The organism is Actinoplanes sp. NPDC020271 (genome assembly GCF_044388125.1).
Classification (GTDB): domain Bacteria; phylum Actinomycetota; class Actinomycetes; order Mycobacteriales; family Micromonosporaceae; genus Actinoplanes.
In genome coordinates this window covers 190,204-202,205 of the sequence record NZ_JBIRWQ010000017.1, presented here as the reverse complement: position 1 = coordinate 202,205, position 12,002 = coordinate 190,204, and the positions used below count along the sequence as shown (strand labels likewise).

Annotated in this window: 11 protein-coding genes; 3 read left to right on the top strand and 8 right to left on the bottom strand. The window is 70.2% G+C overall.

Annotated features, from left to right (window positions below; translation table 11 throughout):
- Nucleotide 1 precedes the first annotated feature (1 nt).
- A complete protein-coding gene (locus ACH442_RS31545; protein ID WP_396341768.1) occupies nucleotides 2-796 on the bottom strand; it encodes a hypothetical protein in 795 nt (264 codons plus the stop codon).
- Nucleotides 793-1,347, bottom strand: a complete 555-nt coding sequence (locus ACH442_RS31540; RefSeq protein WP_396341767.1) for an RNA polymerase sigma factor — start codon at nucleotides 1,345-1,347, stop codon at nucleotides 793-795. The genes ACH442_RS31545 and ACH442_RS31540 overlap by 4 nt, the downstream gene beginning before the upstream one ends.
- Before the next feature lie 84 nt (nucleotides 1,348-1,431).
- Between ACH442_RS31540 and ACH442_RS31535 the strand changes: the two genes are divergently transcribed.
- Nucleotides 1,432-1,758 carry a TfoX/Sxy family protein gene (locus ACH442_RS31535; protein ID WP_396341766.1) on the top strand — a complete coding sequence of 109 codons (327 nt, stop codon included), beginning with the start codon at nucleotides 1,432-1,434 and terminating at the stop codon, nucleotides 1,756-1,758.
- A gap of 13 nt (nucleotides 1,759-1,771) precedes the next feature.
- Here the strand turns inward: ACH442_RS31535 and ACH442_RS31530 are convergent, their stop codons facing one another.
- From ACH442_RS31530 to ACH442_RS31520, 3 genes are read right to left on the bottom strand one after another with little or no spacing between them, the layout of a single operon-like run.
- Nucleotides 1,772-2,566, bottom strand: a complete 795-nt coding sequence (locus ACH442_RS31530) for a sugar phosphate isomerase/epimerase family protein (RefSeq protein ID WP_396341791.1) — start codon at nucleotides 2,564-2,566, stop codon at nucleotides 1,772-1,774.
- A 5-nt stretch (nucleotides 2,567-2,571) separates the two neighbouring features.
- A complete protein-coding gene (locus ACH442_RS31525) occupies nucleotides 2,572-3,702 on the bottom strand; it encodes a dihydrodipicolinate synthase family protein (RefSeq protein ID WP_396341765.1) in 1,131 nt (376 codons plus the stop codon).
- Entirely contained in the window at nucleotides 3,702-4,853 is a 1,152-nt protein-coding gene (locus ACH442_RS31520; protein WP_396341764.1) for a Gfo/Idh/MocA family protein, read from the bottom strand. The genes ACH442_RS31525 and ACH442_RS31520 overlap by 1 nt, the downstream gene beginning before the upstream one ends.
- 327 nt (nucleotides 4,854-5,180) lie before the next feature.
- On the opposite strand from ACH442_RS31520, the gene ACH442_RS31515 reads away from it, so the two are divergent.
- Entirely contained in the window at nucleotides 5,181-5,465 is a 285-nt protein-coding gene (locus ACH442_RS31515; RefSeq protein ID WP_396341763.1) for an amidohydrolase family protein, read from the top strand.
- Here the strand turns inward: ACH442_RS31515 and ACH442_RS31510 are convergent.
- A complete protein-coding gene (locus ACH442_RS31510) occupies nucleotides 5,453-5,995 on the bottom strand; it encodes a hypothetical protein (RefSeq protein ID WP_396341762.1) in 543 nt (180 codons plus the stop codon). The two genes, ACH442_RS31515 and ACH442_RS31510, sit on opposite strands and share 13 nt — an antisense overlap.
- Before the next feature lie 73 nt (nucleotides 5,996-6,068).
- On the opposite strand from ACH442_RS31510, the gene ACH442_RS31505 reads away from it, so the two are divergent.
- Entirely contained in the window at nucleotides 6,069-6,410 is a 342-nt protein-coding gene (locus ACH442_RS31505; RefSeq protein WP_396341761.1) for a gamma-glutamylcyclotransferase family protein, read from the top strand.
- Between the two features lie 147 nt (nucleotides 6,411-6,557).
- Here the strand turns inward: ACH442_RS31505 and ACH442_RS31500 are convergent, their stop codons facing one another.
- On the bottom strand, nucleotides 6,558-10,496 hold the full coding sequence (locus ACH442_RS31500; protein ID WP_396341760.1) for a molybdopterin-dependent oxidoreductase: 3,939 nt from the start codon (nucleotides 10,494-10,496) through the stop codon (nucleotides 6,558-6,560).
- 358 nt (nucleotides 10,497-10,854) lie between these two features.
- Nucleotides 10,855-11,952, bottom strand: coding sequence for a serine hydrolase domain-containing protein (locus tag ACH442_RS31495; protein WP_396341759.1), 1,098 nt, complete (start codon nucleotides 11,950-11,952; stop codon nucleotides 10,855-10,857).
- Nucleotides 11,953-12,002 lie beyond the last annotated feature (50 nt).

The following is a 12,002-nucleotide window of genomic DNA, read 5'->3' as shown; positions in this document are numbered from 1 at the left end:
GTCATCTCCTCGTGAGAAAGCGGTCGGCGCGGGTCATCGCGAGGGCCGCGGTGGCCACCACGATGAACGCCCAGACGCCGAGACTGCCCGGCTGCAGAACGATCGGGAGGTGGGCGGTGAAGACCGCCGGCACGGCCACCACGGCGCTCCACGCGGCGGCCAGGCCGAGGGCGGCGAGCCGCACCCCGATGAAGGCGCCGAGGGCGATCGCGGTGGTGGTGAAGGCCAGGCACGGCAGCAGCGCCAGCGCCAGTGAGACTCCGGTCTGGTCGGTGGCCATTCCGAGCATCGGGATGACCACCGCGAGCGCGGTCGCGGTCCGCCGCAGCAGCAGGGGCAGGCCGGCCGCCGGGGTGCTGGCGATCAGCTCCCACGCCGGGTCGCTGCCGCGGCTCCAGGCGACCGCCACCCCCGGCAGCGGCGCGACCGGCGCCAGCAGCAGGACCAGGGACGGCAGGCTCGGCTCCAGCGCCTGGAGCAGCACCGCGCAGCCGAGGACCATGGCGGTCATGGTCAGCCAGGGAACCAGCTGCCAGACCACCCAGCGATGCCCGGCGACGGACCAGCGCCGCCGCACCGGGACGGGCGCCGGGCCGGCCGCGATGCCCTGATCCACCCCGTTGCTCACTCTGTCGAGCAGGGTCAGGACGTCGGCCGGGGCGCTGCCGGCCAGCCGGGCCCGGCAGTCGCCGCACTCCTCCAGGTGCACCTCGACCGACCACAGCGTGGCCTCGTCGAGATCGAGATCGCCGCCGGCATAGCGCGAGATAACCGAGGAACTGGGGTGATCGGTCATGACAGCGCCTCCCGCAGTGCGATCCGGGCCCGCCGGGCCCGGGATTTCACGGTGCCCTCGGGCACGCCGAGCAGCAGGGACGTCTCCCGCACGGAGAGACCGTCGAGGACCATGGCCCGCAGCACCTGCCGCACGTCGGCGGGGAGTGTCAGCAGGGCCTGCTCCATCTCCTGACCGACCCGGGCGGCCATCACCTCGTCCTCCGCGGCCGGGGCGGGCGCGGGCGCGGCGGTGAGCACGGCCGGCATGTCACGGCGCCGGGCTCGTCGGCGGAACGCGTCGACCAACCTGTTCGCCGCGATGGTCCAGAGCCAGGCGAGCGCGCTGCCGGTGGCCGTGGCGCCGGCGAAGTCACCGGCGGCGCGCCAGACGGCGAGGTAGGTCTCCTGCATCACGTCGGCGACCACGTCGTCGTCGGCACAGCGCCGGCGCAGCCGGACGGCGAGCCACGGCGACGTGCGCCGATAGAGCTCGTCGAAGGCATGTCGATCGCCGGTTGCGGTGCGGCGGACGAGTTCCGCCTCGTCGGCCGCTTCCAGACTTCGTCTCACATCAGCCAAGACGACGGCAGTCCGCCACCGGTTCTCCAGCCAGAGTGGCGTGAGTCACATCGAGTCATTGGGCTAACGTAAGACATGGCCTTCGACGAGGGACTCGCGGAACGGATCCGGGACGCACTCGGAGACGTCGACGGGGTGACCGACAAGCGGATGTTCGGCGGGATCACGTTCATGGTCGAGGGCAACATGGCCGTCGGCGTCATGGGTGACGACCTGATCGTGCGGCTCGGCGAGCAGGCCGCCGAGAGTGCGCTGGCCGAGCCGGGCACGCGCGTCTTCGACTTCACCGGCCGCCCGATGAAGAACTGGGTGGTCGTCGACGGCGACCGGCTCGACGACGAGGGCCTGACCCGCTGGCTGCGGGCCGGCCTCGACTTCGCCGGCTCACTGCCGCCGAAATAAAGATCAAAAACTTCTAGAACACGCTTCGGTACGCTGTGAGCGTCGCGCCCAGCACCTCCCGCCCGGGCCGCTCCCACAGGTCGGCGTTCATCACCTCGACCTCGATCGGCCCGGTGTACCCGGCCTTGTCCACCGCCTCGTGGAAGGCGCGCATGTCGACGCAGCCGTCCCCGGGCAGCCCGCGGCCGGTCAGCACCCCGGCCGGCAGCGGCGTGATCCAGTCCGCGAGCTGGTAGATCGCGATCCGTTCACCGGCCCCGGCGATCTTCTCCAGCACCGTGTCGTCCCACCACAGGTGGTACGTGTCGACGGTGACCCCCACCTGCCCGGCCGGGTGCTGCTCGGCGATCGCCATGGCCTGGTCCCAGGTGTTGATCACGCAACGGTCGGCGGCGTACATCGGGTGCAGCGGCTCGATCGCGAGCGTCACCCCGGCGCCGGCCGCGTACGGCGCCAGTTGCCCGATCGCGTCGGCCACGTGCTGCCGGGCGCCGGCGATGTCCCGCGACCCCTCGGGCAGGCCACCGGAGACCAGCACCAGGACGGACGTGTCCAGGGCCACGGCTTCGTCGATGGCCCGGCGGTTGTCGTCGTACCAACCGGGAAGTTGGAAGAATCCACTGCGGCACAGCGTCGTCACGGCGAGGCCGGCATCCCGGATCAGCCGGGCCGAGCGGTCGAGACCGTATTCGGCGACCGGCTCCCGCCAGAGCGCGACCTTGTCGACGCCGGCCTCGACACAGCCGGCGACCAGGTCCGGCAGGTCCCAGAGCTTGGCCGTGATCTGGTTGAACGAGAAGCGATCCAGGTGGCTCATCCGGCCATCACCTCGAAGAATCGGTTGGCCCGGTGGGCGGCCAGGTCAGGGTCGGGCAGCAGCCCGGCGGCGTCGGCGAGCTCGATCAGCCTGGCGAAGTGCGGCACCGAACGGCCCGACTGCAGGCCACCGACCATGGTGAAGTGTGACTGGTGCCCGGCCAGCCAGGCGAGGAAGACGATGCCGGTCTTGTAGTAGAAAGTCGGCTTCTCGAAGATGTGCCGGGAGAGCGGGACCGTCGGGGCGAAGATGCGGTCGTACGACTCCAGGTCGCCCTCGTCCAGCGCGGCGAACGCGGCCGCCGCGGCCGGTGCGATCGCGGCGAAGATGCCCAGCAGCGCATCCGAATACCCCCGCTCGTCCCCACGGATGAGCTGCGGATAGTTGAAGTCGTCACCGGTGTAGAGCCGGACGCCGGCCGGGAGGCGGCGGCGCAGCCGGATCTCGTGGTCGGCGTCGAGCAGCGAGATCTTGATGCCGTCGACCTTCGCCGGGCTCGCGTTGATCAGCTCAAGGACCGTCTCGGTGGCCTTGTCCACGTCGGACGAACCCCAGTAGCCCTCCAGCGCCGGGTCGAACGCGGTGCCGAGCCAGTGCAGTACGACCGGCTTGTCCGAGAGGTCGAGCAGCGGGCGGTAGATCGCCAGGTAGTCGTCGGCGTCGCGCGCGGCCGCGGCCAGGTGACGGCTGCACATCAGGACCGGTCCGGCGCCCGCCGACAGGACGTCCTCGAGCTGATCCCGGTAGGCCGACGAGACCTGGGCCAGCGTGGCCGGGCCGGGCGCCAGCTGGTCGGTGGCGACGCCGGCCACGATCCGGCCCTCGGCTGCGGCCGCGCTGCGCCGGATCAGTTCCCTGGTCGCGGCGTAGTCCAGGCCCATCCCCCGCTGGGCGGTGTCCATCGCCTCGGCCACACCCAGGCCGTGCGACCACAGGTGCTGCCGGAACGCGAGCGTGGCCGCCCAGTCGAGCACGGCCGGCGCGCCCGGGGCGTTCTGCGCTTTCGGGTCCGCGACGACGTGTGCTGCGGCGTACGCAATCCGGGTTTTGGGTTGGCCCTTGGGTTTTTCCCAGGTTCTCCGGCCGGAAAGGGTGAGCGGGCCGGACGGCAGGTTCACGACAGCCATCAGGAGTTCCCCAGCGTGATGCGACGGCCCTCGCGGGCGGACTGCAGGCCGGCCTCGGCGAGCCGGACGCCGCGGGCGCCGGAGGCGAAGTCCCAGTGGAACGCCTCACCGGCGACGACGTGCCGCAGGAACGCCTCCCACTGCACCTTGAAACCGTTGTCGAACTCGTCGTTGTCCGGCACCTCGGTCCACTGGTCGCGGAACGACTTGCCGGTCAGCGGCAGATCCGGGTTCCAGACCGGCTTCGGCGTGGTGGCCCGGTGCTGGATCTTGCAGCCGCGCAGGCCGGCGACGGCACTGCCGTGCGTGCCGTCGACCTGGAACTCGACCAGCTCGTCACGGTTCACCCGGACCGCCCAGGACGAGTTGATCTGGGCGACGATGCCGCCCTCCAACTCGAAGATCGCGTAGGCGGCGTCGTCGGCATCGGCCGCATACTCCTCGCCGCGCTCGTCGACCCGGGTCGGGACGTGCGTGGCGATCGTGGCCTGCACGCCGCGGACCGCGCCGAACAGCTCCTCCAGCACGTAGTTCCAGTGCGGGAACATGTCCATCACGATGCCGCCACCGTCGGCGAGCCGATAGTTCCAGCTCGGGCGCTGCGCGACCTGCCAGTCGCCCTCGAACACCCAGTAGCCGAACTCGCCGCGGACCGACAGGATCCGGCCGAAGAAACCGCCGTCGATCAGGCGCTTCAGCTTCCGCAGGCCCGGCAGGAACAGCTTGTCCTGCACCACGCCGCTGCGGATGCCGGCCGCGTCGGCCAGCTCGGCCAGCTCCAGCGCCGCGGCCGAAGTCTCCGCGAGAGGCTTCTCGGTGTAGACGTGCTTGCCGGCCACGATCGCCTGGCGGATCGCCTTCTCCCGCCGCTGGGTGACCTGCGCGTCGAAGTAGATCTCCGCGTCCGGCCGGGCCAGCGCGGCGTCCAGGTCGGTGGTCCACTCGGTCAGGCCGTGCTGCGCGGCGATGCCGGCCAGCTTGTCGGGGTCGCGGCCGACCAGGATCGGCTCGGGCCAGATGTGCCCGCCGCCGGGCAGGGCCACGCCGCCCTGCTCACGGATGGCGAGCAGGGACCGGACCAGGTGCTGCCGGTAGCCCATCCGGCCGGTCACGCCATTGAGAATGATGCCAATCGATCGCCGCGCAGCCATGTACGGTTACCTCCGAGTATCAAGGAAAGCGCTTTCCTGCTGCTTGCAGCGTAAGGGGCAAGCTTTCCTCGAACAAGGGTCACTTCGGACTGTCACGAACTCCGCCAGCCCTGGCACGCTGAATATTTGCCGCAAAAGATATCTAAAAGTGCGCTCGCTTGGCCTGATTGCCGACGTAGAAGGCAACATCACGAGACTCGGCGCACATCATTGTCAAGAAACTTGGCCTCCGGTTCCCGGATCAGGTCACCATCCGGTGGATGCCTCAACCGCCGCAGCAGGGTCACGAACTTCCGATCGAGCAACCGGACCATCGCGGACGCGTAGATGCCGTCCAGCTCGCTCTGGCCGACGATCGCGGCCGGGGCGGTGCCGGGCGCGGACGACGGGCGGGTGTTCCGGCCGGAGCAGCGACTGGACCTGGGGACGGCGCTGGCGGCGCACACCGCGGGGAGCGTGAACCACCGGGATGACAGTGGTCACGCCCGTACCGGAAAGGTCGCGGACCTCGTGGTGCTGGACCGCAACCCCCGCGACGGACCCGGTGCGGAGATCGCGGCGACGAAGGTCGCCATGACGTTCGTCGACGGCTCGCGGGTCTACTCGGCTTGATCCAGGACGAGCAGCAGGCACTCGCGGCACATGTCGGGGCTGGTCCACTCGGCGAAGATGTCGGTCCTGGCCGGCTGCGGCTCCGGCTCCTCCTCGCCCCACCAGCTCTCGTAGCGGCGGTACGGCAGCGGGGCGTCCAGCACGGGCGCCCCGCACAGCCCCCGGCCCCGCAGTCGCGACAAATGCCGCAGCCTGTGCACAGTCCCGTGAGCCAGATCGCTCGTCGCCTGGATCCGCCAGCACCGGTGCGGCGAGGTCGGGCCGAGCACCATGCATCGTCGCGGACAGTAAACGGCGTACCAGTGATTGTCGTCCGGCGCGTGGCTGATCACGACGGGAATCAGCTCGTCGATCGGGGCGCGGGGGCGGGCCGGGAAGGTCGGTAACGGCTCGCCGGTCGGCTCCGCACGGTGATGTTCCACGTGAAACGTTGTGTACAAATTGGACACGACGGCGGCGACCACGGTGCTGTAGCGGGCGTATCGCTCGGTGCCGTCAGGGAAGCGGATCGTGGCCATCCAGGTACCCACCGCGACCCTCCTCAGTCCTACAACCCGGGACGAACGCTAAACCAGCACGGCCAGACCGGGCAGGATCAGGGGCATGCCTCTGCTCTTCTCGTACGGCACCCTGCAGGATCCCGCTGTTCAGCGGGCCAACTTCGGGCGGGAACTGGAGGGCCGGGCGGCCGCGCTACCCGGATACGCGCAGCGGCTCCTGGCGATCACCGACCCGGAAGTACTCGCGACCAGCGGACAGACGCACCACCCGATCGTCGTGGAGACCGGCGAGGAGACCGACCAAGTGCTGGGGACGGTCTTCGAGGTGACCGACGAGGAGCTGACCGCCGCCGACAAGTACGAGGTGGACGACTACCACCGGGTGCTGCTCTCCCTCGACTCCGGCGTGCGCGCCTGGGTCTACGTGAGCGCCGCCGCCTACTGAGGTTCCGCCACCGCTTCCGCCGCGTCGAGACACCCCCGCGAACCAGGCCGCCGGCGCCGCGGTCAAAGCGGCACCGCGGTCAAGGCGGCACCGCGGTCAAAGCGGCACCGCGGTCAAAGCGGCACCGCGGTCAAGGCGGCGCGATGTTCAGTAGACGTCGCGGACGTAGCGCTTGTCGGCGGCGAGCTGCTTCAGATACGCGGTCGCGGCCTCCGGCGACAGCCGCCCGTGGTTGACCGCGATCTCGTGCAACGCCCGGTCCACGTCCTTGGCCATCCGGCTGGCGTCGCCGCAGACGTAGAAGTTGGCGCCGTCCTGCAGCCACGCCCACAGGTGGGCGCCCTGCTCACGCATCCGGTCCTGGACGTACACCTTGGCCCGCTGGTCCCGCGAGAAGGCCAGGTCGAGCCGGGTCAGCGTGCCCGCCGCGGAGAGCGCCGCCAGCTCTTCCTGGTAGTAGAAATCGGTCTCGCGGCGTTGCTCGCCGAAGAACAGCCAGTTCTGCCCGGAGGCCCCGGTCGCCTGCCGCTCCTGCAGGAAGCCGAGGAACGGCGCCACCCCGGTGCCCGGGCCCACCATGATCATCGGTGTGGCCGGGTCGGCCGGCGGGCGGAAGTGCGGCGCCTTCTGCACGAAGAGCGGCACCTCCAGGTCGAGCTCGGAATCGGCCAGGTGCGTCGAGCACACGCCCTTGCGGAGGCGTCCGAGCAGGCTGTCGAAGCGGACCACCGAGACCGTGAGACTCACCTGGTCCGGGTCGACCAGCGGCGTGGAGCTGATCGAATACAGCCGCGGCTGTAGCCGTTTCAGCACGCTGACCCACTCCTGCGCGGACGCCCGTACGCTCTGCTCGGCGATCAGGTCCACGGCCTGCCGGCCCCATGTCCACTTGGCCAGCTCGCCCTTGTTGTCCGGCCGCAGCAGGGTCTTGAGCTGCGCGTCCCCGCTGCGCTCGGCGGTGAATCGGAGCAGATCCGTGGTGATCTTCGTGATGTCCAGGTGCCGGGCCAGCGCCTCGCCGAACGGGATCATGCCGATCTTGTCGAGCTCGACCGCAGTGTCCCGGGTGAGGCCGGAAACGGTCAGCCACTCCTCGACCAGCTCCGGGTCGTTGACCGGCCAGACGCCGAGCGCATCACCGGCCTGGTACTCCAGCAGCCCGCCGGTGTCGAACGTGAAGCGGCGTACCTCCTTGGCCGAGCCGGGCCCGCTGAGCAGGCGGTTCCCGATCAGCGGGGACTTCAGCGGGGCGGCCTTGGTCGGCGCCGGGGCCGGCTTGGCGGTCAGCGCCGCAATGATCGTTTCCAGCCAGGTGGCCGCGGTGTCCTCGAAGTCCGGCTCCAGGTCCACGCGTGGCGCGAGCCGGGTCGCGCCCAGCTCGGCGAGACGTTCGTCGAGGCGGCGGCCGTGCCCGCAGAAGTCGTCGTAGCTGGAGTCACCGAACGCCAGCACCGCGAATCGGCGGCCGTCCAGCCTCGGCGCGCCGTCGTCGGCGATCGACTGCCAGAACGCGGCGCCGTTGTCAGGGGCGTCCCCGTCGCCGAAGGTGCTGGTCACGACGAGCAGATCGGCCCCTGGGTCCAGAAGCTCGGTGGCGGCGGCGTCCATTTCCCGTACCGAAATCTGGTGTCCGGTGGTGGAAAGCCTTTCCGACAAGCCACGGGCGAAATCCTCGGCGTTGCCGGTCTGCGACGCCCACAGGATCTGCAGGCGCGGCCCGCTCGGCTGCGGACGACCAAGGTCGAATTCCTTCGACGGTACGGCGATGAACACCCCGGCGAGCAGCCCGTTCACCCACATCGCGGTGTCCGGGTCGAACGGCGCGTTGTCCGGCAGCACCGGCGCGGCGGGGTGGGACGGCGGCAACCCGGCGAGGAAACCGGCCAGGTAGCGACGCTGTCCGTCGGTGAGCACCGGCGGCGCTGGGTTCAGTCCGAGCATGTCGTGGATCGAGATGGTCTCGGTCACCGGCGCCGGGGCGTGCACCTTGGACAGCTGCACCGCGCACACCTTCAGCTCCGGCTGGAAGCTCAGCGGGTCGACGGCGTCGCTGGTCACGGCGTTGACGCTGACGTACTCGCCGAACAGGTCGTTCCAGTGGAACGGGGCGAAGCAGGCGCCCGGCATCACCCGGTCGGTGACCACCGCCGGCAGCACCGCCCGGCCGCGCCGCGACTCGATCTCCACCTGGTCGCCCTCGGCGATGCCGCGCGCCGCCGCGTCGACCGGGTTGATCTCGACGAACGGGGCCGGGTTCAGCTTGTTGAGCTTGGCGACCTTGCCGGTCTTGGTCATCGTGTGCCACTGGTGCTGCAGCCGGCCGGTGTTCAGCACGAACGGGAAGTCGTCGTCGGGCAGCTCGGCCGGGTCCAGGTGCGGACGGGCGTGGAAGATCGCCTTCCCGCTGGCCGTGGCGAAGCGGAAGTCCTGGTAGCGGATCGGGTTGCGGGACGGGCCGCCCGGCGCGGCCGGCCACTGCACCGGGCCCTCGGCCAGCCGTTCGTAGGTGACGCCCCTCAGGTCGTACCCGGTCTGCGGGTTCGCGAACTGCTTGATCTCCTCGAGGATCTCGGCCGCGCTGCGGTAGGAGAACGCTTCGCGGTAACCCATCGCCGCCGCGACCCGGGCGATCAGCATCCAATCCGGCATCGCTTCGCCGGGCGCGTCGACCACCGGATGCACGAGCGTCAGGTTCCGCTCCGAGTTGATCATGATGCCGTCGGTTTCCGACCACATCGCGGCCGGCAGTGCGATGTCGGCGTACGCGTTCGTCTCGGTCTCCGCGAACGCGTCCTGCGTGATCACCAGCTCGGCCGCCTCCAGCCCGGCGATCACCGTCCTCCGGTTGCCGACCGAGGCGACCGGGTTGGTGCAGATGATCCAGCAGGCCTTGATCCGCCCGGCCGCCATCTGCTCGAACATCTCGATGGTGCCCTTGCCGACGTCGGTGCGCAGGGTTCCGCCGGGCACACCCCAGACCCGCTCGGTGAACTCGCGGTCGGCCGGGACCAGCACCGACCGCTGACCGGGCAGGCCCGGGCCCATGTAGCCCATCTCCCGGCCACCCATCGCGTTCGGCTGACCGGTCAGCGAGAACGGCCCACTTCCGGTACGGGAGATCGCGCCGGTCGCCAGGTGCAGGTTGCAGATCGCGTTGGTGTTCCAGGTGCCGTGCGTGCTCTGGTTCAGCCCCATCGTCCAGAGCGTGACCCAGTTCGCCGCGCCGCTGATCCACTCGGCGGCCGTGCGGATGTCCGATTCCGCCAGCCCGGTCAGCTCGGCCACGCGCTCCGGCGGGTAGTCGGCGAGCAGCTCCGGCATCGCCGCCCAGCCCTCGGTGTGGTTCGCGATGAACTGCTCGTCCTTGTCGACGAGGTTCAGCAGGCCGTTGAGCAGGGCAAGGTCGGTACCGGGGCGGATCTGCAGGAACAGGTCGGCCTTGTCGGCGGTGGCGTTGCGGCGCGGGTCGACGACGATCAGCTTGGCGCCGGCCTTGACCCGTTCCATCAACCGCAGGAACAGGATCGGGTGGCAGTCGGCCATGTTCGCGCCGATCACGAAGAAGACGTCGGCGTGGTCCAGGTCGTCGTAGGAGCCGGGCGGGCCGTCCGCGCCCAGCGACAGCTTGTAGCCGGTGCCGGCGCTGGCCATGCAGAGTCGCGAGTTCGACTCGATGTTGTTCGTGCCGAGGTAGCCCTTGACCAGCTTGTTCGCCAGGTACTGGGCTTCCAGCGTCATCTGTCCGGAAACGTACATGGCGAACGCGTCCGGGCCGTGCTCGTCGACGATGTCTCTGAGCCGCCGTGCGGTCTCCGCGATCGCCTCGTCCAGGGGCTGCTTCTGCGGCTCGGCGCCGCGCTCCTCGCGCACCAGCGCATAGCCCAGCCGGCCGTCCGCCGCGAGCATGTCCGCGCTGGTCGCGCCCTTCGTGCAGAGCCGGCCGCCGTTGGCCGGGTGTTCCTTGTCACCGATCACCTTGAGAACCCGGCGGCGACCGGTTTCGTCCTCGGCAACATCGAGCACCATGCCGCAGCCCACGCCGCAATAGCCGCAAACGGTGCGCACCTGAGTGACATCGGCGGCCACAGGCAGATCCCTTCCGTCCGACGCGTCGTCCTCGAACGGTCACGCTAGGAAGTCGCCATTACCGCGCTGTCACCCTTGAGTGCTTCGGCCGTTACCCGATCCTCACCACGCGACGACCATCGTTGTGAGCCCGCCGTCGTCTACCCGCCGTCAATCGGCGCTCGTCATCACCCAGGCCGCCCCCGGCTCCCCCGCGACCCAGCCCGAAGTCGCGCCCCCGGCTGCCCCTCACCCGTTGTTTCCAGCCCCGAACAGCAACGGTGAGGGCCAGCCGAGATCACGCGCCGCCCGGCCGGCCCTCACGGTTGTGTCAAGGCCCGGACAACAACGGTGCGAACCAGCCGAGACCCGCCGGCGGTCAGGCGCAGAGGGCGTCGTCGACCGTGTCGAGGACCTTCATGGCGGCCTCCTCGGTCGGCGGCGGCGCGGTCACCGCGACCGTCGCGGCGCGGCCGTCAGCGGTGACCCCGGTACGCGTCTCGTAGCCGGGAATGTCACCGCCGTGCCCCCACGCCACCCCACCGCAGCTGAGCGGGAGACTCATCAGGCCGAGGCCGTACCGCGCGCCGGGGAACACGTCGGCGGGCACGGTCCGTTCCATTTCGGCGAGCTGGGCCTTGGGCAGCAGCTTCCCGTGGATGAGCGCGCTGAAGAACGTGTTGAGGTCGGACGGCGTGGCAATCATCTGGCCGGCCGCCCAGCCCCACGACGGGTCGAGGTCGGTGATGTCGAGCAGCTGCCCGTCCGGCCCGGCCAGGTAGCCCTGCGGGTGCCGCTCCCGGATTCCGGTCTCGTAGTCGGCCGGGAAGTACGTGTGCCGCAGCCCCGCTTTCCGGATCACCCGCTTCTGGATCTGCTCCTCCACCGGCCGCCCGGTCACCCGCTCGACCAGCAGCCCGGCGACGATGTAGTTGGTGTTGCTGTACGCCCAGCCCGTCCCGGCCGGGAACGTCGCCGGGTGAGCCAGCGCGAGATCCAGCAGTTCCTGCGGCTCGAAGTGCCGGTACCGCAGCGAGAGGTCGTCGAGCGGCAGGTAATCGGTGTAGTTCGGCAGCCCACTGGTGTGCTGCAGGATCTGCCGGACGGTGATCTGTTCCCCGTGCAGCAGGCCGGGCAGGTATTTCTCCACCGGATCGTCGAGCCGTACCCGGTGTTCGGCAACCAGTTGCAGGACGACCACCGCGACGAACGTCTTCGTGTTACTGCCGATCCGCACTTGGCCGTCGGCCGGCACCGGCCGCCCGGTGGCGACGTCACCGACCCCGGCGGTGGGCTTGCGGACCCGGCCGTGCTCGTCGCGGACCACCGCCAGCGCTCCCGGGAAACCGTCGGCGACCAGGGCCGCCAGATCCTTGCGAACCGGGTCGTGCGGGCCGGCGACCGCGGCGACCGCGGGTTGGGCGGCGAGAACTGTGGCGGCGAGTGCGGCGGAGACGAACGCGAGACGCTTCAGCATCGGTGGCTCCTCATCGACGTTTCTGATGCCGTCGAGCCTTGCCGATCCGT

Bases quoted from the DNA above. Each gene is read 5' to 3' on its own strand.
- ACH442_RS31545 (WP_396341768.1), bottom strand. From the start codon at position 796: ATGACCGATCACCCCAGTTCCTCGGTTATCTCGCGCTATGCCGGCGGC.
- ACH442_RS31535 (WP_396341766.1), top strand. From the start codon at position 1,432: ATGGCCTTCGACGAGGGACTCGCGGAACGGATCCGGGACGCACTCGGA.
- ACH442_RS31525 (WP_396341765.1), bottom strand. From the start codon at position 3,702: ATGGCTGTCGTGAACCTGCCGTCCGGCCCGCTCACCCTTTCCGGCCGG.
- ACH442_RS31520 (WP_396341764.1), bottom strand. From the start codon at position 4,853: ATGGCTGCGCGGCGATCGATTGGCATCATTCTCAATGGCGTGACCGGC.
- ACH442_RS31515 (WP_396341763.1), top strand. From the start codon at position 5,181: ATGCCGTCCAGCTCGCTCTGGCCGACGATCGCGGCCGGGGCGGTGCCG.
- ACH442_RS31505 (WP_396341761.1), top strand. From the start codon at position 6,069: ATGCCTCTGCTCTTCTCGTACGGCACCCTGCAGGATCCCGCTGTTCAG.
- ACH442_RS31495 (WP_396341759.1), bottom strand. From the start codon at position 11,952: ATGCTGAAGCGTCTCGCGTTCGTCTCCGCCGCACTCGCCGCCACAGTT.